This is a genomic window from Streptomyces blattellae (genome assembly GCF_009709555.1).
GTDB classification, from domain to species: domain Bacteria; phylum Actinomycetota; class Actinomycetes; order Streptomycetales; family Streptomycetaceae; genus Streptomyces; species Streptomyces blattellae.
Window position 1 is genome coordinate 21569 of sequence record NZ_WJBG01000113.1, and the last position, 19205, is coordinate 40773.

Annotated in this window: 20 protein-coding genes; 10 read left to right on the forward strand and 10 right to left on the reverse strand. The window is 71.1% G+C overall.

Going from position 1 to position 19205, the window contains the following annotated elements:
• Positions 1 to 158 precede the first annotated feature (158 nt).
• The 3 genes from GFH49_RS06890 to GFH49_RS06900 all read left to right on the forward strand — a co-directional run bounded on the left by GFH49_RS06890 (position 159) and on the right by GFH49_RS06900 (position 4771).
• A complete protein-coding gene (locus GFH49_RS06890) occupies positions 159 to 1688 on the forward strand; it encodes a S8 family serine peptidase (RefSeq protein ID WP_155054876.1) in 1530 nt (509 codons plus the stop codon).
• A gap of 87 nt (positions 1689 to 1775) precedes the next feature.
• Complete coding sequence (locus GFH49_RS06895; RefSeq protein WP_196217881.1) at positions 1776 to 3299, forward strand: S8 family peptidase; 1524 nt, start codon at positions 1776 to 1778, stop codon at positions 3297 to 3299.
• A gap of 83 nt (positions 3300 to 3382) precedes the next feature.
• Positions 3383 to 4771 carry a CoA transferase gene (locus GFH49_RS06900; RefSeq protein WP_155054877.1) on the forward strand — a complete coding sequence of 463 codons (1389 nt, stop codon included), beginning with the start codon at positions 3383 to 3385 and terminating at the stop codon, positions 4769 to 4771.
• Positions 4772 to 5233: 462 nt separating this feature from the next.
• Here GFH49_RS06900 and GFH49_RS06905 read toward each other — a convergent pair whose 3' ends face one another.
• Positions 5234 to 6106, reverse strand: coding sequence for a sterol desaturase family protein (locus GFH49_RS06905; RefSeq protein ID WP_155054878.1), 873 nt, complete (start codon positions 6104 to 6106; stop codon positions 5234 to 5236).
• A gap of 129 nt (positions 6107 to 6235) precedes the next feature.
• On the reverse strand, positions 6236 to 6946 hold the full coding sequence (locus tag GFH49_RS06910; RefSeq protein WP_155054879.1) for a VIT1/CCC1 transporter family protein: 711 nt from the start codon (positions 6944 to 6946) through the stop codon (positions 6236 to 6238).
• Between the two features lie 146 nt (positions 6947 to 7092).
• On the opposite strand from GFH49_RS06910, the gene GFH49_RS06915 reads away from it, so the two are divergent.
• The 5 genes from GFH49_RS06915 to GFH49_RS06935 all read left to right on the forward strand — a co-directional run bounded on the left by GFH49_RS06915 (position 7093) and on the right by GFH49_RS06935 (position 12121).
• Positions 7093 to 8076, forward strand: a complete 984-nt coding sequence (locus tag GFH49_RS06915) for a DEDDh family exonuclease (RefSeq protein ID WP_155054880.1) — start codon at positions 7093 to 7095, stop codon at positions 8074 to 8076.
• A 79-nt stretch (positions 8077 to 8155) separates the two neighbouring features.
• On the forward strand, positions 8156 to 8389 hold the full coding sequence (locus GFH49_RS06920) for a metallothionein (RefSeq protein WP_155054881.1): 234 nt from the start codon (positions 8156 to 8158) through the stop codon (positions 8387 to 8389).
• A gap of 84 nt (positions 8390 to 8473) precedes the next feature.
• Positions 8474 to 9271, forward strand: a complete 798-nt coding sequence (locus tag GFH49_RS06925; RefSeq protein ID WP_155054882.1) for an SURF1 family cytochrome oxidase biogenesis protein — start codon at positions 8474 to 8476, stop codon at positions 9269 to 9271.
• Between the two features lie 302 nt (positions 9272 to 9573).
• Entirely contained in the window at positions 9574 to 11361 is a 1788-nt protein-coding gene (locus GFH49_RS06930) for a glycoside hydrolase family 15 protein (protein WP_155054883.1), read from the forward strand.
• A gap of 4 nt (positions 11362 to 11365) precedes the next feature.
• Positions 11366 to 12121 (forward strand): SDR family oxidoreductase, encoded by a 756-nt coding sequence (locus GFH49_RS06935; RefSeq protein WP_155054884.1) that lies wholly within the window; start codon positions 11366 to 11368, stop codon positions 12119 to 12121.
• A 40-nt stretch (positions 12122 to 12161) separates the two neighbouring features.
• Here the strand turns inward: GFH49_RS06935 and amaP are convergent, their stop codons facing one another.
• From amaP to GFH49_RS06960, 5 genes are read right to left on the reverse strand one after another with little or no spacing between them, the layout of a single operon-like run.
• Entirely contained in the window at positions 12162 to 12740 is a 579-nt protein-coding gene (amaP, locus tag GFH49_RS06940; RefSeq protein WP_155054885.1) for an alkaline shock response membrane anchor protein AmaP, read from the reverse strand.
• Positions 12741 to 12745: 5 nt separating this feature from the next.
• Positions 12746 to 13405: a DUF6286 domain-containing protein gene (locus tag GFH49_RS06945; protein WP_155054886.1), complete on the reverse strand. Its 660-nt coding sequence runs from the start codon at positions 13403 to 13405 to the stop codon at positions 12746 to 12748.
• Entirely contained in the window at positions 13402 to 13800 is a 399-nt protein-coding gene (locus tag GFH49_RS06950; RefSeq protein WP_230396199.1) for an Asp23/Gls24 family envelope stress response protein, read from the reverse strand. Before GFH49_RS06950 ends, GFH49_RS06945 begins: the two co-directional genes overlap by 4 nt.
• A gap of 5 nt (positions 13801 to 13805) precedes the next feature.
• Complete coding sequence (locus GFH49_RS06955; protein ID WP_155054887.1) at positions 13806 to 13991, reverse strand: hypothetical protein; 186 nt, start codon at positions 13989 to 13991, stop codon at positions 13806 to 13808.
• 39 nt (positions 13992 to 14030) lie between these two features.
• Positions 14031 to 14516 carry an Asp23/Gls24 family envelope stress response protein gene (locus tag GFH49_RS06960; protein WP_196217882.1) on the reverse strand — a complete coding sequence of 162 codons (486 nt, stop codon included), beginning with the start codon at positions 14514 to 14516 and terminating at the stop codon, positions 14031 to 14033.
• Positions 14517 to 14603: 87 nt separating this feature from the next.
• Between GFH49_RS06960 and GFH49_RS06965 the strand changes: the two genes are divergently transcribed.
• Positions 14604 to 15317 carry a nucleopolyhedrovirus P10 family protein gene (locus GFH49_RS06965; RefSeq protein WP_155054888.1) on the forward strand — a complete coding sequence of 238 codons (714 nt, stop codon included), beginning with the start codon at positions 14604 to 14606 and terminating at the stop codon, positions 15315 to 15317.
• Positions 15318 to 15333: 16 nt separating this feature from the next.
• Here GFH49_RS06965 and GFH49_RS06970 read toward each other — a convergent pair whose 3' ends face one another.
• The 3 genes from GFH49_RS06970 to GFH49_RS06980 form a co-directional block, all read right to left on the reverse strand.
• Positions 15334 to 16155 carry an enoyl-CoA hydratase/isomerase family protein gene (locus GFH49_RS06970; RefSeq protein ID WP_155054889.1) on the reverse strand — a complete coding sequence of 274 codons (822 nt, stop codon included), beginning with the start codon at positions 16153 to 16155 and terminating at the stop codon, positions 15334 to 15336.
• Positions 16156 to 16292: 137 nt separating this feature from the next.
• Complete coding sequence (locus tag GFH49_RS06975) at positions 16293 to 16514, reverse strand: helix-turn-helix domain-containing protein (RefSeq protein WP_004002281.1); 222 nt, start codon at positions 16512 to 16514, stop codon at positions 16293 to 16295.
• 359 nt (positions 16515 to 16873) lie between these two features.
• Complete coding sequence (locus tag GFH49_RS06980) at positions 16874 to 18472, reverse strand: ABC-F family ATP-binding cassette domain-containing protein (RefSeq protein WP_155054890.1); 1599 nt, start codon at positions 18470 to 18472, stop codon at positions 16874 to 16876.
• A 305-nt stretch (positions 18473 to 18777) separates the two neighbouring features.
• Here GFH49_RS06980 and GFH49_RS06985 point away from each other — a divergent pair, with 305 nt between their 5' ends.
• Positions 18778 to 19191 (forward strand): VOC family protein, encoded by a 414-nt coding sequence (locus tag GFH49_RS06985; RefSeq protein ID WP_155054891.1) that lies wholly within the window; start codon positions 18778 to 18780, stop codon positions 19189 to 19191.
• Positions 19192 to 19205 lie beyond the last annotated feature (14 nt).

The following is a 19205-nucleotide window of genomic DNA, read 5'->3' on the forward strand; positions in this document are numbered from 1 at the left end:
GTTCAACTCCCGGCACTTCTTTCCGGACCAACCTCGGGGAAGTCGTTGCTGGCCAGCGCAATCGGGGGATAGTTTCGCCCTGCGCCACCCGTCATGTACCTGCCCGAGCAGCATCTGTGTCTCGGGCCTGTTTCGTTTCAAGATGATGTGGAGATCCCATGCCTCATCTGCGTTCCAGACGTCGGCTCGCTCTCGCCGTGCCCGTCGTACTGTCGCTGACCGCCTCGCTCGGCTTCCTGCCCGCGGCTGCCTCGGCCGCCCCGCAGGCGGAGCCGGCCACGCAGTCCGCGGACGCACCCGTATTGGCGTACGTCGTCAACACGAAGACCGACCGTCACACCATCGCGGCGGTGCAGAAGGCGATCGCCGCGGCAGGCGGCACCGTCGTCGAGACGTACGCGAAGATCGGTGTGATCGTCGTGCACTCGTCGAACCCGGACTTCGGCGCGCAGATCCGCGCCGCGCGCGGGGTACAGTCGGCGGGTGCCACCCGTACCGCGCCGCTGACCGCCGCCGGCACCACGGACGAGGGCGCCGCGCAGATCCTGACGAAGGAGCAGGCCGCGAAGGTCGCCGAGGCATCGGAGGCCGCGGGCGCGAGCGAGCCCCTGGAAGCCGACCAGTGGGACCTGCGGGCGATCGGCGCCGACAAGGCCGCGCAGATCAACCCGGGCAGCAGGAACGTCACCGTCGCCGTGATCGACACCGGCGTCGACGACACCCACCCCGACATCGCCCCGAACTTCTCCCGCTCGCAGTCGGCGAGCTGTGTCGGCGGCAAGGCGGACACCAGCGAGGGCTCCTGGCGGCCGTACACCGCGGAGGACTACCACGGCACGCATGTGGCCGGTGAGATAGCCGCGGCCCGCAACGGTATCGGTGTCGCCGGTGTCGCGCCGGGCGTCAAGGTGGCCGGCATCCAGGTGACCGACCCCGTCAACGGCCTCTTCTACCCGGAGAGCGTCGTGTGCGCGTTCGTGTTCGCCGCCGACCACGGCGTGGAGATCACGAACAACAGCTACTACGTGGACCCGTGGCTCTACAACTGCATGGACGACCCCGACCAGCGGGCGATCGTCGACGCGGTCAACCGGGCCCAGCTGTACGCGCAGCGCAAGGGCACCCTGAACGTCGCCGCAGCGGGCAACTCCAACCACGACCTGGACGCGGACTCCCTCGTCGACGACTCCAGCCCCGACGACTCCACGCCGGTCGAGCGCACCGTCGACCCGCACGAGTGCTACGACGTGCCGACGATGCTGCCGGGCGTCGTCACGGTCAGCGCGACCGGTGTGAACGACGTCAAGTCGTACTACTCCACCTACGGCAAGGGCGTCGTCGACGTGGCGGCGCCGGGCGGCGACCGGCTGTACCAGATACCGGACACCCCCTCGAAGAACGGCCGCATCCTGTCCACGATGCCGAACAATTCGTACGGCTTCCTGCAGGGCACCTCGATGGCCTCGCCGCATGCCGCGGGTGTCGCTGCGCTGCTGAAGTCGACGCACCCGAAGGCGACTCCGGCGCAGCTGCAGGCGATGCTCAAGGCACAGGCCGACAACCCCGGTTGCCCCGACTCCTACGACCAGGACGGGGACGGCACCCAGGACGCGGTGTGCGAGGGCCCGAAGCGGGTCAACGGCTTCTACGGTTCCGGCATCGTCGACGCCCTGGACGCGGTCAAGTAGTCGCAGCACACGGCGCGGTCCACGGCGGGCCGCGCCGCCCGGACTTCCCGCACGGTCCGCCCCCACCACGAACGAACTGGAGAGACCATGACAGCGCCTCACCCGCGCTACCGCAGAGCGATGGCGATCCCGGTCGGGATGGCCATGGCGACGGCACTCGCCTTCCTGCCGAACGTCGCCGCGTCCGCAGCCGACGCACCCGCCCCGGCCGGGGCCGAGGCAGACGCCACTTCGCTCAGCTATGTCGTCAACGTCCGCCCGGGGCACGGGGTTCCCGGTCACGTGAAGAAGGCGATAGCCGAGGCCGGCGGCACGATCGTGACGTCGTACGACAAGATCGGGGTGATCGTCGTCCACTCGTCGAACCCCGACTTCGCGAAGATCCTGCGCACGGTGCGCGGGGTGGACTCGGCCGGCAACACCCGTAACGCGCCGCTGCCCGCGCAGTCGACGACCGATGTCGGCACGCCGAAGGTGCTGAGCGCGGCGGAGGCCGACGCCGCCGAGGCGGCCGACGGGCAGGACCCGTTGGAGCCGCTGCAGTGGGACCTGCCCGCCATCAAGGCGGACAAGGCGCACGAGAAGTCGCTCGGCAGCTCGGACGTCACCGTCGCCGTCATCGACACGGGCGTCGACGACACCCACCCCGACATCGCCCCGAACTTCGACCGCGAGGCGTCCGTCAACTGTGTGACGGGCAAGCCCGACACGACCGACGGGGCGTGGCGGCCGGGCCCGACCGAGAGCCCGCACGGCACCCATGTCGCCGGAGAGATCGCGGCCGCCAAGAACGGCGTCGGCATGACGGGCGTGGCACCCGGCGTGAAGGTGTCCGGCATCAAGGTGTCCACCACCGCCGGCTACTTCTACACGGAGGCCGTGGTCTGCGGCTTCATGTGGGCGGCCACCCACGGCGTCGACGTGACCAACAACAGCTATTACACCGACCCCTGGTACTTCAACTGCAAGGACGACCCCGACCAGAAGGCGCTCGTGGACGCCGTCTCCCGGGCCTCGCGGTACGCGGAGCGCAAGGGCGCGGTCAACGTCGCCGCGGCCGGCAACGAGAACTACGACCTCGCCGCCGACGAGATCACCGACCCGGTCTCCCCGAACGACGCCACGCCGACCGAGCGGGTCGTCGACCCGTCCGAGTGCTACGACATCCCGACCCAGCTCCCGGGTGTGGTGACGGTCGCGGCGACCGGCGCGAAGGGCATCAAGTCGTCCTTCTCCAACCACGGCCTGGGCGTCATCGACATCTCCGCCCCCGGCGGCGACTCGACCCGCTACCAGACCCCGGCCCCGCCCGCCACCAGCGGCCTCATCCTGGGCACGCTCCCCGGCGGCACGTGGGGTTACATGGCCGGTACGTCGATGGCCTCGCCCCATGTCGCGGGTGTCGCCGCCCTCATCAAGTCGACGCACCCGTACGCCTCTCCCGCCATGGTGAAGTCCCTCCTGTACGCCGAGGCCGACGCCGCGGCGTGCACGGATCCGTACGACATCGACGGTGACGGCGAGGTCGACGCGGTGTGCGAGGGCACGACGAACCGCAACGGCTTCTACGGCTGGGGCACCGCGGACGCGCTGGACGCGGTGACGAAGTAGTGCGGCCGGCAGGGGGGCGGGCGGTTCTTCCGTCCGGCCCCCGCTGTCCGCGTTGATCGGGTCGACGCGGCATAGTGCTGCGCATGACCGACATCGAACACGTCTGGTCCGCGCTGGGCGGCGATCCCGCTCTGCTCCCGCGGATCTCGGTGACCGCGCGCACGGGTGCGCTCGAAGCACGGCTTCCGGTACGGGAGTTGGCGCGGGCGTGCGTGGGCGCGTGTGCGCTGGCCGCCGCCGAGCTGGGGGCGCGGCGGAGCGGACCCGGGCCCGGATCCGGCGGGGTGCCCGGGGTGCGGGTGGACGACGGGGCCGTGGCGACGGCGTTCGTCAGTGAGCGGCAGCTGCTCGTCGACGGGCGGGCGCCGGTCACCTTCGCTCCGCTGTCGCGGTTCTGGCGGACGGCGGACGGGTGGGTGCGGACGCATGCGAACTACCCGCACCACCGGGCGCGGTTGCTCGCCGCGCTGGGGCTGTCCGATGACCGCGTGTCCGTCGTCGAGTCGGTGCTCGCCGAGCGCTCCGCCCTGGAGGTCGAGGAGTCGGTGTACGCCGCCGGCGGCCTGGCGGTGGCGCTGCGCACGCCCGCGGAGTGGGCCGGGCATCCGCAGGGCGTCGCCGTGGCCGGGCGACCGCTGGTCGAGCGCGGGCGGCTGGACGCCACGCACGCGCGCGTGCTCGCGCCGGTCGGCGGCGGTCCCCTGCTGCCCGCCGCGGGGCTGCGGGTGCTGGACCTGACCCGGGTGATCGCCGGGCCCGTCGCCACCCGCATCCTCGCCCTGCTGGGCGCCGACGTGCTGCGCGTGGACGCTCCTCAGCTGCCCGAACTGGCCGACCAGCACGCCGACACGGGCTTCGGAAAACGGTCGACGCGGCTGGACCTGCGGGCTGACCGGCGTGCCTTCGAGGAGTTGCTCGCGGCGGCGGACGTGGTCGTCACGGGGTACCGGCCGGGCGCCCTGGACCGGTTCGGGCTGTCGCCGGAGGCGCTGGCCGAGCGGCGGCCCGGGGTGGTCGTGGCGCAGCTTTCGGCGTGGGGTGCGTACGGGCCGTGGCGGGAGCGGCGTGGATTCGACAGCCTGGTGCAGGTCGCGACCGGCGTCGCCGCCGTCGAGGGCACGCCGGAGCGGCCCGGCGCGCTGCCCGCGCAGGCGCTGGACCACGGCACGGGCTATCTGCTGGCGGCCGGTGTGCTGCGCGCGCTGACCGAGCAGTCGTACGACGGTGGCAGCAGGTTCGTGCGGCTGGCGCTGGCGCGGACGGCGGCGTGGCTGATGCACGGGGCCGGTGACGCGGACGCGGGTGACGCCGTGCACGAGGGCCCGGAAGAGTGGCTGACCGAGACCGACAGTGCGCTCGGCCGACTCCGGTACGCGTTGCCACCGGTGCGTTTCGAGGGCGGTCCGGTGGACTGGGCGCGGGCGCCGGGGGTCTGGGGGGCTGATCCGGCGGGGTGGGGTGGGGTGGGGTAAGCGTGGAGGTGTCGACGGGTGAGTGACGGGGCGGGGCTTGGGGCGCTGCGGGCTGCGTGGTGGGGCAGGGCTTGGGGCGCTGCGGGCTGCGTGGTGGGGCAGGGCTTGGGGCACCCGGAGCTGAACGCCGGGGCGGAGCCCGGGACACCGCGGCTGAACGCCGGGGCGGGGCCCAGGACACCGCGGCTGAACGCCGGGGCGGGGCCCAGGGCACCGCGAGGTGAATGCCGGGGCGGGGCCCAGGGGGATGGTCTGAGTCGCCGGGCGGAGCCGGAGGGCTGACGGCATGGCTGTCCGGGGCGTAACCCAGGGGCCGCCGCAGAAATGGTGTGCTGGTCCAGGGCGGCATCAGGAGGGGCTTGGCCACGGTGTGCCCGGTGTCGGAGCCGACGGCCAGGAAGGAGAGGTCGGCGACGGCGGCGAAGGCGAAGGCGAAGGCGCCCAGCAGACAGCGGGACGGTCTCACGCGGCCGTCGTCTCCTCGACGGGCGCCGCGGCGGGCGGAGCCGCCGGCTGCCAGCCCGGCCCCCGGAACACCCGCCCGGCACGCTCGCGCCAACTGCCCGCCGCCTTCAGGTCCTTGGCGATGGCCACGTATTCGTGCGTGGCGACCTTGAGCGGGTTGTACGTGTGGATGTTCTTGGTCAGCCCGTACACGGGCCGCTCGGTCTCGGCGGCGAAGGAGCCCAAGAGGCGGTCCCAGACGATGAGGATGCCGCCGAAGTTGCGGTCCAGATAGCCGCCCTGCGAGGCGTGGTGCACGCGGTGGTGCGACGGCGTGTTGAGGACGGACTCGAACCAGCGGGGCATCTTGTCGATGCGCTCGGTGTGGATCCAGAACTGGTACACCAGGTTCGCCGAGGAGCAGAACGCGAGGGCGGCCGGGTGCACACCGCACGCGATGAGGGGGACGTAGAACGGCCAGACCGTCAGGGAGGTCCAGGGCTGGCGCAGCGCGGTGGTGAGGTTGAACCTCCGGCTGGAGTGGTGGACGACGTGGCAGGCCCACAGGATGCGGATGACGTGGTGGCCGCGGTGCGACCAGTAGTAGAAGAAGTCCTGCGCGAGCAGCATCAGCGGGACGGTCCACCACAGGACGGGGACGCGGAGCGGGGTGAGTTCGTGGATCGCCGTGTAGACGGCGACGATGGGGATCTTCCAGAGCAGGTCGAAGACGAGACTGCCGAGGCCCATGGTGACGCTCGTCGCGGCGTCCTTCGCCTCGTACCCGGCCGCTTCGTCGTCCGGATGGATACGGACGCTGATCATCTCGATCACGGTGAGCAGCACGAAGGCGGGTATCGACCACAGCACGACATCGGGCAGGTTCGGCATGAGGGCACCGTAGAACCGCTGGTCGCCCGGGAACAGACGTTGTTACCCACAAGTATTTCCGGGGGTACGCGCTTGCTTGTTGGCGATCTCCGCCAAGTCGGCAGCCCGTCGCACCCGGCGGCGCCCGACTCACACCCCTGCCGCGTCCAGCAGTGACCCGGCCGCGTATGTGACCCCCATCGCCAGCACCCCGCCCCCCGCGTTCCGCAGCACCGCGCGCCCTGGCTCCGCCCTGCCGAGCAGCGCACTGCTCCACCCCGTGAGGACGAGCGCGACCACCACCGACACCACGGTGACCGGAAGCCGCCAGTCCGTCCCGGGCAGCACGATCGCAAGCAGCGGCAGCAAGGCGCCCACCGTGAACGCCACGAAGCTCGCGCCGGCCGCGTGCCAGGGGTTCGTCAGCGCTTCGGGATCGATGCCGAGCTCCACGCGCGCGTGCGCCTTCAGCGCATCACGCTCCGTCAGCTGGACGGCGGCCTCCCGGGCCACCTCCCGCGTCAGCCCGCGGTCTTCGAGAAGCCCCGTCAGCTCCTTGAGTTCCTCCTCCGGTTGCTCCCGCAGCTCCCGTTTCTCGATGTCCAGCGCGGCCTTCTCCGAGTCCCGCTGGGTGGACACGGACACGTACTCCCCCGCGGCCATCGACATGGAACCGGCGAGCAGGCCCGCGAGCCCCGCCGTCAGCAGTGCCGAGCGGTCGTCGGTGGCGCCGGCGACGCCGACGACCAGGCCGGCGGTGGAGACGATGCCGTCGTTGGCCCCGAGGACCGCCGCCCGCAGCCAGTTGAGCCGTGTGCCGAGGGCGCCGCCGTGGGCCTGGTCATGCGTTGGTTCCGTCACACCGGGGAGGATCGCACCAGGGCCGCCGCAGGGGCCGTACCGACGCTCCTGGCGCCCACACGGGCATTCGTCCCGCTCGAACACCCCGCCGCGAGACGGCACCTGACGGACCGGACTGTCAGACGCGGCCCGTATCCTCGGTGACCATGCTCGAAGACCGTACGACCGCAGCGTCCTCCGCCACAGTGTGGCCGGCCGCGTATCCCCAGGGATACGCGGTCGTTGACGTGGAGACCACAGGCCTGGGCCGGGACGACCGGATCATCTCCGCGGCCGTGTACCGGCTGGACGCACGCGGCGAGGTCGAGGACCACTGGTACTCGCTGGTCAACCCGGAGCGGGACCCGGGCCCGGTGTGGATCCACGGTCTGACGAGCGACGTACTCGAAGGTGCGCCCCTCTTCCAGGACATCGCCGAGGAGTTCGGGGCCCGGCTGGAGGGCCGGGTGCTCGTCGCGCACAATGCCGTCTTCGACTGGCAGATGATCGCCCGGGAGTACGCACGCGCGCGGAGCGAGGCGCCGGTGCGGCAGCGGCTGTGCACCATCGCGCTCTCGAAGGAGCTGGGCCTGCCGCTGCCCAACCACAAGCTGGAGTCGCTCGCCGCGCACTTCGGCGTCATACAGCAGCGGGCGCACCACGCGCTGGACGACGCGCGTGTGCTGGCAGAGGCGTTCCGGCCGAGTCTGCACGCCGCCGCGCAGGGCGGCGTACGGCTGCCGCTGCACGAGTGCCGACCGCTGACCGAGTGGACGGACCGGGCCGTGCCCCGGCAGCAGCCGGGCTACGGCGCCTACCGGCCCACCAGCTGGCGCCCGGCCCGCAAAAGACCCAGCTGCCCCTATCCCAACCCAGGCCGCTATGAAGAAGGCAAACCGCTCAAGCAGGGCATGCGGGTCGCGTTCTCGGGAGACACCTCGGTCGAGCGCGACCTGCTGGAGGACCGGGCGATCGAGGCCGGGCTGCATGTCGCCACCAGCATCTCCCGGCTGACCAGCCTGCTCGTCACGAACGACCCGGATTCGGGCACGTCCAAGGTCGTCAAGGCCCGGCAGTACGGCACGCCCGTGGTCGACGAGGCGGCGTTCGGACAGCTCCTCGGGGATGTGGAACCGGCGTCGGAGGGATGACCGTACGGACGGGTGATTGCCGTGCGACTCGCCCGGAGCCGTCTCGCCCCGGCCACGGCGACGGCCCACCCTGTGGCGCATGGCGACATGTGAAGTTTGCGGCAATCATTACGGAATGACCTTCGAGGTCCATGCACAGGGCGCGGTACACGTCTTCGACTGCTTCTCCTGTGCGATCCACCGCATGGCACCCATCTGCGAGCACTGCCGCGTCCAGATCATCGGGCAGGGCGTCGAGGTCGAGGGCCACTGGTACTGCGGGGCCCACTGCGCCCGCGCGGAGGGGAGGGTGGGGATCGTCGACAACGTGTGAGCCCGACCCGGCCCCGCCCCCTGTCCCCCGCCCCGACCCGTACCCGCCTGAACACACCCCACGACCGAGTTGTACGGTCGTGGGGTGTACCGCTTCCTGTTGTCCCGGCAGTGGGTGATCCTCACGCTGGTCGCCCTCCTCCTCATCCCCACGATGATCAGGCTGGGCATCTGGCAGATGCACCGCTACGAGACGCGCACCGCCCGGAACCAGCTCGTCGCCGACGCGCTGGCCGCGAAGCCGGTACCCGTGCAGAGGCTGACCTCCCCCGGACACACCGTCACCGACGACGAGCGCTATCACAGGGTGACGGCGAAGGGCCGCTTCGACACCGGTGACGAGGTCGTCGTCCGCCGCCGCACCAACTCCGACGACGAGGTCGGTTACCACGTCCTGACCCCGTTCGTCCTCGACGACGGCAAGGTCCTGCTCGTCAACCGCGGCTGGATCCCGGCGGACAGCCCCAGCCAGACCACGTTCCCCAAGATCCCCGCCCCGCCCCGCGGTGAGGTCACCGTCACCGGACGGCTGATGCCCGACGAGACGACCGAGGCGAGCGGCATCAAGAACCTCCAGGGCCTGCCGGACCGGCAGATCATGCTGATCAACAGCGAGCAGGAGGCGCAGCGCCTCGATGCCCGGGTGCTCGGCGGCTACATCGCCCAGACGGCGCCCGAGCCGAAGGGCGACGCCCCGGAACTGCTCGGGAATCCCGGCAACGAGGACGCGGCGCTGAACTACGCGTACGCCATCCAGTGGTGGCTGTTCTCGGCGGGCGTCCCCGTCGGCTGGGTGATCCTGGTCCGCCGCGAGACACGTGAGCGGAACAAACAGCAGGAGAGCGCCGACGACACGGCACCGGCCGAACCCACGCCGGTGTAAACGCCCCACGACTCCCCGTCCACCACCTCCCGGACCCGCGCCCCCCACAACTCTCGGCCCGCGCCCCTTCGGCCGCCATCTCCCGGGCCCCGGCCCCCAGCCCACAACTCTCAGCCCGCAACCCTCCGATCGCCACCTCCCGGACCCGGCCCCCGAACCGCGCCCCCCAGACCGTCACTCCCAGACCACGGCTCCCCGGGTCGCGCCCCTGGACCACGGCTCTCCCGGTCGCGCCCCCGGACCGTCACTCTCCCGGCCCCCGGCTGGATTGCCCCCAACCCCGGCAGGGAACCCGGAACCCCGTGCATCCCCGTATCGAGGATTACGCCCTTATCGGCGACGAGCAGACGGCGGCTTTGGTCGGGCGGGACGGGTCGGTTGACTGGCTGTGCCTGCCCCGGTTCGACTCGGGCGCGTGTTTCGCCAAGCTGCTGGGCGACGAGGAGAACGGCCACTGGCGGATCGCCCCCAAGGGTGCGAACGGCCGGTGTACCCGTCGTGCCTACCGCCCGAACACCCTCGTCCTGGACACCGAGTGGGACACCGACGAGGGCTCGGTCCGCGTCACCGACCTGATGCCGCAGCGCGACCGCGCCCCCGATCTCGTACGCGTCGTGGAAGGCACCGGCGGCCGGGTCACCCTCCAGAGCACGCTCCGGCTCCGCTTCGACTACGGCTCGATCGTGCCGTGGATGCGCCGCTCCGACGGCCACTACGTGGCCGTCGCGGGCCCGGACTCGGTGTGGCTGCGCAGCGAGCCCGCGGTGCGCACCTGGGGTGAGGACCGCGGCACGCACGCGGAGTTCACGGTCGAGGAGGGCGAGAGGGTCGCCTTCGTCCTCACCTGGCACCCCTCGCACGCGCCGCGTCCACCGCTCGTCGACCCGTACGAGGCACTGGACGCGAGCGTCGGCGACTGGCAGGCCTGGGCGAAACGCTGTCGCTACGACGGCCCGTACCGCGACGCCGTCGTCCGCTCCCTGATCACCCTCAAGGCCCTCACCTACAAGCCGACCGGCGGCATCGTCGCCGCCCCCACCACCTCGCTGCCCGAGGAGCTGGGCGGCGTCCGCAACTGGGACTACCGCTACTGCTGGCTGCGCGACTCCACGCTCACCCTCAACGTCGGCCTGTCGGCGGGCTATCGCAAGGAGGCCGAGGCCTGGCGCGACTGGCTGGTGCGCGCGGTCGCCGGTGACCCGGCCGATCTGCAGATCATGTACGGCCTGGCGGGCGAGCGCCGGCTGCCCGAGTGGGAGGTGCCCTGGCTGCCCGGCTTCGCCGGCTCCTCCCCCGTGCGCATCGGCAACCAGGCCGTGAACCAGCTCCAGTTGGACGTGTACGGCGAGGTCATGGACACCCTCGCGCTGGCCCGGGACGCGGGACTGCCCGCCAGGCCGCACATGTGGGCGATCCAGGCCGCGCTCGTCGAGTGGCTGCGCTCGGCATGGCGGCAGCCCGACGAGGGGCTGTGGGAGGTGCGCGGGGGCCGCCGTCAGTTCGTGCACTCGAAGGTGATGGTGTGGGTGGCCGCGGACCGGGCCGTGCGCGCGCTGGAGGAGAACCCGGAGCTGCCCGGCGACCTCAACGGCTGGCGCACGCTGCGCGACGAGGTGCACGACGAGGTGTGCGAGAAGGGCTATGACGCCGAGCGGAACACCTTCACGCAGTACTACGGCTCACGCGAACTCGACGCCTCCCTGCTGCTCATCCCGCGTGTCGGCTTCCTGCCGGCCGACGACCCGCGCGTGCTCGGCACCGTCGACGCGGTCCGCGCGGAGCTGAGCCACGGCGGTTTCATGCGTCGCTACAGCGCCGAGGAGACGGTCGTCGACGGGCTGCCGGGCGGTGAAGGCACCTTCCTGGTGTGCTCCTTCTGGCTCGCGGACGCGCTGCACATGGCCGGCCGCACCGAAGAGGCGCGCGAGCTGTTCGAACGGCTGGTCGGCCTCGCCAACGACGTGGGGCTGCTGTCCGAGGAGTACGATCCCGTCGCCGGTCGCCAGCTCGGCAACTTCCCGCAGGCGTTCAGCCACATCGGTCTGGTGAACACCGCCCTCGCCCTGTTCGGGGGCGGCACGGCAGGATAGGACCATGGATCTTGGACTGAAGGACCGGGTGTACGTCGTCACCGGGGCCACCCGTGGGCTGGGCAACGCGGCCGCGCGTGAGCTCGTCGCCGACGGGGCGAAGGTGATCATCACGGGGCGGGACGGCGAGGCTGCCGCCGAGGCCGCGGCCGAGTTGGGGGCGAACGCGGCCGGCGTGGCCGCGGACAACGCGGACCCGGAGGCACCGGCGCGGCTCATCGCGGCAGCGCGCGAGCACTTCGGAGGGTTCGACGGGGTGCTGGTGAGCGTGGGTGGGCCCGCGCCCGGGTTCGCCGCCGACAACACGGACGAGCAGTGGCAGGCGGCGTTCGAGTCGGTGTTCCTCGGGGCGGTGCGATTCGCTCGCGCGGCTGCCGGGGAGTTGGAAACGGGCGGCGTCATCGGTTTCGTACTGTCCGCGTCCGTGCACGAGCCGATTCCCGGGCTGACGATTTCCAATGGGCTGCGACCGGGGCTTGCCGGGTTCGCGAAGTCGCTGTCGGACGAGTTGGGGCCGAGGGGAATTCGGGTGGTGGGGTTGCTGCCGTCCCGGATCGATACGGATCGCGTGCGCGAGCTGGACGGGATGTCGGCGGACCCTGAGGCTACTCGGGCGGCGCATGAGTCGCGGATTCCGTTGCGGCGGTATGGGACGCCGGAGGAATTCGGGCGGGTGGCGGCGTTTCTGCTGTCTCCGGCTGCGTCTTATCTGACGGGGATCATGGTGCCTGTGGATGGCGGGGCTCGGCACGGGTTCTGAAGCGCCGTCTGTTTACAGCCCCGCTGCCCTTTTGGGCGTGTCACGTGACCCTTTCTGCACGGTGCTTGACCGCCCTCAGTCGTACCTCCGCCGGAAGTGACGTGAGGCCCGTGGAATCCCTCGCGTGGGCCAAGGACTGGGTCGTCAGGTGGTCGAGGGCCTCGCCCGGGTCCACGTGGGGTTCCAGGAGGAGGCGGACGCGGGCCTCGGGGGTACTGCGGCGGCCGGTGAGTTCCGCGTGGGCTCGGGCTACGCCGTTCAGTTGGCCCGCGTCCCTGGCGAGTACGCCTTCCAGGGCCCGGCCGCGGAGCAGGGCGCCTTCGCCGTCGCCGGTGTCGACCAGGACCTCGGCCAGGCGGCGCCGGCGCAGTTCGGCTGTCAGCCACCACAGGGCGAGCAGGACGAGGACGGCGAGCACGGCGATGACGGTCGGCCACCACCAGGCGTCGTCCCGCCAGCGAGTCCGCTCGGCGTCGTTCAGCAGCACGTCGTGCTGCCCGTCGTGGATCCACCAGGAGGGCGGGTTCAGACCGAGCCCGACGGCGAGCACGGCACCCCCGACCAGGACCAGCACCAGGCCGACGACCCCGAGCAGCACTCGATTGACGATCCTGAGCACCGCGCTCACCCCTTCCGTCCGGGACGCCGGACGCGCACCGACAGGGCGGGCGGACGGGCGAGCCCCAGGCCTTTGATCGCGTCGGCGAGTGTGGTGTCCAAGTCGGCGCGTACGTCGTCCAGTTCGCGGAAGTGGGAGATCGCACGGACGTCGGCCCGGGCGCGGCCCATCCGGACCCGTACCGACTGCACGCCGGACACTTCCACGGCCCGGTCGCGCAGCACCAGGGCCGCCGCGTCCCGGTGGAGGCCGGCGCGTACGTCGGGATGGGTGCGCCGCATGGTCAGTACGGCGCGCAGGCCCGGCGTGGCCGCGAGCAGGATCAGCCAGAGACCGAGGGCCACGGCGATGCCCGCGCCGACGAGCACCCAGGCGTCGTCGAGGGGGCGTTCGGCGAGCTGGGTGGCGAGTTCGCGGCGCCAGGCCATGGCGGGCCGGTCGGCGCGCACGGCGGCGACGTCGTAGAGGAAGGCGCCGGCGACCAGCAGCAGGAGCAGCGCGACGATCGCGGCCGGGACACGGCGTGCCGACCAGAAACGGCCGCCGTTCTCGCCGCCGACGGGTTCATAGTCGGCCGCGGAGGCGGACTGGCTGTGGCCGCCATCGTCGGCCTTCTCCAGGACGGGCAGCCGCTGAGTGCTCTCGGCCCCCTGGGACTCGCTCATTGCGTCCTCCCCTGTGCCACGCCGGGTACCGCGACCGGATGCAGCCGCTCCACGTGTACGGCCACTTCGTGCACCTCCATCCCCACGAGAGCGCCTACCCGCTGGGTGACGTGCCGACGCACGGAGGCGCACTGACGGCCGATGTCGGAGGGGTAGCCGAGGTCGAGGCTGACGCGGACGCGGACGGTGTCGTTGTGCACGACGACCGACGCGTGCGGCGGTGAGGCGTCCGGCGGCAGTGCGCCCAGCGCCTCACGCGCCACCTGCGAGGCGATCTTCGCCACCACCCGGTCGGCGATCCGCGTGGCACCGCGCTCGCCCGGCGGTACGGCGGTCTGGGGTCTGCGGAGCTCGGTGGCCCCTTCGCTCACGGGCTCGGCGGCCCCTTCGCTCACGGACGTCACCGCCGTCGGTCGTCACGCGAGCGGAAGAAGTCGCCGATGTCCAGGTCTCCCTCCAGGAACCGGCCGACCACGAACCCGATGGCGCCCAGCGCCGCCACCAGCAGGAAGGCGCCGAACCCGCCGAAGTATCCGGCGAAGCCCAGGGCCATTCCGGCGATCATGCCGATCACAGCCATGCTCATGGTGCGCTCACGCTCCTTGGCGGTTCGGTCGCCGACGGGTCACTGGATCCGCGGTTCCTGCTCCTCTTCTTCTTCCTCCGGCAGCTTCACATCACTCACCGCGATGTTGACCTCCACGACCTCCAGCCCCGTCATCCGCTCGACGGCCGCGATCACGTTCTCGCGCACATCCCGCGCCACATCGGAGATCGACACGCCGTAGTCGACGACGATCTCCAGATCGAGCGCGGTCTGCACCTCTCCGACCTCGGCCTTCACACCCCGTGTCACGGACTTGGACCCGCCGGGCACCCGGTCCCGCACGGCTCCGAAGGTCCGCGACAGCCCGCTCCCCATGGCGTGCACGCCCAGGACATCCCGGGCGGCCAGCCCGGCGATCTTTTCCACTACCCCGTCGGCGATGGTGGTCCGCCCCCGGGTCGCCGGTTCCCCGCCCCCGCGTTTGGTTGCCTTGCGGGTCTGCACCGGCGACTCGTTCTCGCCCTCAGGGGTCTGCGTCCGGTTTCGCTCCGTCATATCACTCATCGCCGTACGTCCTTTTCGGTCGTCGTCCTCTGACCACGGTAAGCGCGGTTGCGCCCGCGCGCGCCGGGGATGCGGCAGGCTGGAGCAATGACGTCCGATCGGTTGGCGCAGACTGTACGACAGCAGCTGGGGCTGGGCAGACTCCTCCCGCTGGGCGGCCCGCACGACGGCGCGTGGATCACGGAGGAGGCGGCCGAGTCGCTACTGCGGCGCGCGACGGATTCGGTGCGCGGGGTACGCCTCGGCGCACTGCGGATCGCGCTCACCGACCCGGACGACGTCCACGAGCCCGCCGTACCGCCTCCACCGAGCGCACTGCCACCCGGCCCGCTCCGACTGACGGGGGACTTCGCGGCGACACCGTCGGCTCCGCTGCCGACGACCGCCTCCCGCTTGCGTACGGCCCTCACCGCGGCGGCGCGGGACCGGCTCGGCCTGACGGTCACGGAGGTCGACCTACGGGTGACGGCCCTGCTGGACGAGGACGCGGAGCCCGAGCCCGTACGACCGCCCGAGCCGAAGGAGGCTTCGGAGACCAGGGACGGAGCCGAAGCCCGCGCGGCCGAGGCCGCCCTCGGCGTCCGGGGCGTGACCGCCCTGACGGGCACGCTGGGGCGGGCGGTCCACATCGAGGAACGCCGGGTCGACGACACCGCCCTGCCGCACCGTCATGTACGCCTGGAACTGGCGGCGGACGCGGACCACCAGGCCGTGCGTGTGGCCCGGGAGGTCCGCGTCGCGGTATCGAGCGCGCTTCAGGACGGCCCGACCGTGGCGGTGCTGGTCACCGCAGTCGTCTGAGCGATCGTCTGACTGCTCATTCGCCCAGCCCCGCCAGGTCCCTGAGCCGCCGGGCCTGCGCGGCGCGCTCCGCCGCACGCTGCTGCTCGTACGTCCGCTCCCCGGCACCGCGCAGCAACGCCTTCGTCTCGATCACGGCGTCCCGGGGCGCGGCCAGGATCGCGGACGCCAGGTCCGCCACGGCCGCGTCCAGCTGCTCACCCGGCACGGCGAGATTGGCCAGCCCCGTACTCACCGCTTCCTCGGCCAGGACAAAGCGCCCGGTCACACAGATCTCCAGCGCTCGCGCATACCCGACGAGCCCGACCAGCGGATGCGTGCCGGTCAGGTCCGGCACCAGTCCCAGGCCGGTCTCGCGCATGGCGAACTGCACGTCGTCGGCGACGACGCGCAGATCACACGCGAGGGCAAGCTGGAACCCGGCCCCGATGGCATGCCCCTGGACGGCGGCGATGGACACGATGTCGCTCTGCCGCCACCAGGTGAAGCCCTCCTGGAACCCGGCGATGGCCGCGTCCAGTTCGGCGTCGCTGCCGCGTGCGAGGTCGATGAACGACGGCTCGCCCTCAATGCCTTCGGGCGTGAACATCTGCCGGTCGAGACCGGCGGAGAAGGACTTGCCCTCCCCGCGCAGCACGACGACACGCACACTGCCGGGCAGCAACCGCCCGGCCTCGCCCAGCGCACGCCACATCGCGGGGCTCTGCGCATTGCGCTTGGCCGGGTTGGCCAGCGTCACCGTGGCGATCGCGTCGTCGACGGTGAGCCGTACGCCGTCCTTGTCGAGTACGGGACCGTGGGGACCTCGGGACACAACGTCCTGGTCGGGCGAAGCCATGGGGCGCCTCCGATGTGTGCGGTCGTCCTGGATGCCGTACCAGACGGCAGGCACCCTTAAGTGACTGCACAGTAACCACCCGGCCGATCAGAGAACCGACCGGGTGGCCACCGTCGAAAGCGATGGGCCGCCCGGGCTCAGGACGATGCGGCCTTCTTGCCCCGCGTCGCCCCGCCGCGCCCGCGCAGCGTGACGCCCGACTCGCTGAGCATCCGGTGTACGAAGCCATACGAGCGGCCGGTCTCCTCGGCCAGCGCTCGGATGCTCGCACCGGAGTCGTACTTCTTCTTCAGGTCTGCCGCGAGCTTGTCGCGCGCGGCGCCGGTCACCCGGCTGCCCTTCTTCAGAGTCTCGGCCACCCGTGCCTCCTCATGGGAAGTGCGCTCTGGTCCCCTCATGATCACCCCTCCGGGCCCTGATGGCCACCCATTCGGCAAGGTCCGTAAGACAGGGTTTTGACGACAGGAGCGCATCCCCACATGCGGAATCTGTAATTCCTTAGAGAGTCGTCCGTACGGCCGAACGGGTTGTTCCACGAAGTGCCTGGTCAGAGATGCAGGACGGCCGAGCCCACGTCAATAAGGGGCCCGGCCGGTAAATCGATGTAGGACACACCTCGGTACGAAAAGATCTCACACAGATGATGGATCAAGGATGAGCCGAATGATCCATACACTGTGGATCACCCTGTGGATCACGCTATGGATCACGCTTTCGATCAAGCCAAGGCGACGAGATCCGCGTAGTCGGCGCCCCACAGGTCCTCGACTCCGTCCGGAAGCAGAATGATCCGCTCCGGCTGGAGCGCCTCCACCGCGCCCTCGTCGTGGGTGACGAGGACGACCGCGCCCTTGTAGGTGCGCAGTGCGCCGAGGATCTCCTCGCGGCTGGCCGGGTCGAGGTTGTTGGTCGGCTCGTCGAGCAGCAGGACGTTGGCCGACGACACCACGAGGGTGGCCAGGGCGAGGCGGGTCTTCTCACCACCGGAGAGGACACCGGCCGGCTTGTCGACGTCGTCACCGGAGAACAGGAACGAGCCGAGCGTCTTGCGGACCTCGACCAGGTCCAGGTCGGGGTTGGCGGAGCGCATGTTCTGAAGGACCGTGCGCTCGGGGTCGAGAGTCTCGTGCTCCTGTGCGTAGTAGCCGAGCTTGAGGCCGTGGCCCTCGACGACCTCGCCGGTGTCGGGCTTCTCGACGCCGCCGAGGAGACGCAGCAGGGTCGTCTTGCCGGCGCCGTTGAGGCCGAGGATGACGACTCGGGAGCCCTTGTCGATGGCCAGGTCGACGTCGGTGAAGATCTCCAGCGAGCCGTACGACTTCGACAGGCCCTCGGCCATCAGCGGGGTCTTGCCGCAGGGCGCGGGCTCGGGGAAGCGAAGCCTGGCGACCTTGTCGGAGGCGCGTACCGCTTCGAGTCCGGCGAGCAGCCGGTCGGCACGCTTGGCCATGTTCTGCGCGGCGACCGTCTTGGTGGCCTTGGCGCGCATTTTGTCGGCCTGCGAGTGCAGTGCCGCGGCCTTCTTCTCGGCGTTCTGCCGCTCGCGCTTGCGGCGCTTCTCGTCGGCCTCGCGCTGCTGCTGGTAGAGCTTCCAGCCCATGTTGTAGACGTCGATCTGGGCGCGGTTGGCGTCCAGATAGAAGACCTTGTTGACGACCGTCTCGACCAGGTCGACGTCGTGGGAGATCACGATGAAGCCGCCGCGGTACGTCTTCAGGTAGTCCCGCAGCCAGACGATCGAGTCGGCGTCGAGGTGGTTGGTCGGCTCGTCGAGCAGCAGCGTGTCCGCGTCGGAGAACAGGATGCGGGCCAGCTCGATACGGCGGCGCTGACCGCCGGAGAGCGTGTGCAGGGGCTGGCCCAGCACCCGGTCGGGCAGGTTGAGCGCGGCGGCGATGGTGGCGGCCTCGGCCTCGGCGGCGTACCCGCCCTTGGTGAGGAACTCGGTCTCCTGGCGCTCGTACTGCTTGAGCGCCTTCTCCCGGGTGGCGCCCTGGCCGTTCGCGATGCGCTGCTCGTTGTCGCGCATCTTGCGGAGCAGTACGTCGAGGCCGCGCGCGGAGAGGATGCGGTCGCGGGCGAGGATGTCGAGGTCGCCGGTGCGGGGGTCCTGCGGGAGGTAGCCGACCTCGCCGGAGCGGGTGACGGTGCCGCCGGCGGGGATGCCGTCGCCGGCCAGGACCTTGGTCAGGGTCGTCTTGCCGGCGCCGTTGCGGCCGACCAGGCCGATGCGGTCGCCCTTGGCGACTCGGAAGGTGGCGGACTCGATGAGGACACGGGCACCGGCGCGCAGCTCGATACCGGAGGCGGAGATCACGGTCAGACTCCAGGGCGGAGGGGGTTGACGGGTGGGCGGCTGAGGACGTTCCCGCCGTCTAATGCGCGAGGAGAATGGCCATGGCGGCAATTCTAACGGGGCGGTGCAACCACTTTTCCGGCGTTCCCGTGTTCGAACCGCCCGCCGCAGCCTTCGGCGGTGGCATCGCGGGGCTGATCGCGCTGTTCCCGGCGTTGTCAGTGGTGGGTGCAAGACTGGCGGCAGGCAGCGGGATTCCGGGGGGTTCCAGCGGTTTTCGCTCAACACCGGCGGTTTTCCACTCGACACACAAGGGAGTGATCGTCATGGCGGGCACGGGTGGTGTGAGTCCGAGCATCTATCCGACGGTGCTGTACGCGGACGCGCAGGCGGCGATCCGGCAGCTGACGGAGGCCTTCGGCTTCACCGAGCTGTCGGTGTACGAGGGCGAGAGCGGCATCGTGGCACACGCGGAGCTGGTGCAGGGCAACGGCGGGGTGATGCTCGGCTCGAAGGGCCGCGGCGGTCGCTTCGACGAGCTGATGAAGGACGCCGGCCCCGCCGGGGTGTATGTCGTCGTGGACGACGTCGACGCCCACCACCAGCGTGCCGTGGACCACGGCGCGGAGATCCTGATGCCCCCGACGGACCAGGACTACGGCTCGCGGGACTACATGGCCCGCGACCTGGAAGGCAATATCTGGAGCTTCGGCACCTACGCCCCCGCGATAGGCGGCTGACCGGGCGGCACGGC

Coding starts and splice junctions, on each gene's coding strand:
- GFH49_RS06890 (WP_155054876.1), top strand. CDS start 159: ATGCCTCATCTGCGTTCCAGACGTCGGCTCGCTCTCGCCGTGCCCGTC.
- GFH49_RS06895 (WP_196217881.1), top strand. CDS start 1,776: ATGACAGCGCCTCACCCGCGCTACCGCAGAGCGATGGCGATCCCGGTC.
- GFH49_RS06900 (WP_155054877.1), top strand. CDS start 3,383: ATGACCGACATCGAACACGTCTGGTCCGCGCTGGGCGGCGATCCCGCT.
- GFH49_RS06905 (WP_155054878.1), bottom strand. CDS start 6,106: ATGCCGAACCTGCCCGATGTCGTGCTGTGGTCGATACCCGCCTTCGTG.
- GFH49_RS06915 (WP_155054880.1), top strand. CDS start 7,093: ATGCTCGAAGACCGTACGACCGCAGCGTCCTCCGCCACAGTGTGGCCG.
- GFH49_RS06920 (WP_155054881.1), top strand. CDS start 8,156: ATGGCGACATGTGAAGTTTGCGGCAATCATTACGGAATGACCTTCGAG.
- GFH49_RS06935 (WP_155054884.1), top strand. CDS start 11,366: ATGGATCTTGGACTGAAGGACCGGGTGTACGTCGTCACCGGGGCCACC.
- GFH49_RS06945 (WP_155054886.1), bottom strand. CDS start 13,405: ATGAGCGAGTCCCAGGGGGCCGAGAGCACTCAGCGGCTGCCCGTCCTG.
- GFH49_RS06955 (WP_155054887.1), bottom strand. CDS start 13,991: ATGAGCATGGCTGTGATCGGCATGATCGCCGGAATGGCCCTGGGCTTC.
- GFH49_RS06960 (WP_196217882.1), bottom strand. CDS start 14,516: ATGAGTGATATGACGGAGCGAAACCGGACGCAGACCCCTGAGGGCGAG.
- GFH49_RS06965 (WP_155054888.1), top strand. CDS start 14,604: ATGACGTCCGATCGGTTGGCGCAGACTGTACGACAGCAGCTGGGGCTG.
- GFH49_RS06970 (WP_155054889.1), bottom strand. CDS start 16,155: ATGGCTTCGCCCGACCAGGACGTTGTGTCCCGAGGTCCCCACGGTCCC.
- GFH49_RS06985 (WP_155054891.1), top strand. CDS start 18,778: ATGGCGGGCACGGGTGGTGTGAGTCCGAGCATCTATCCGACGGTGCTG.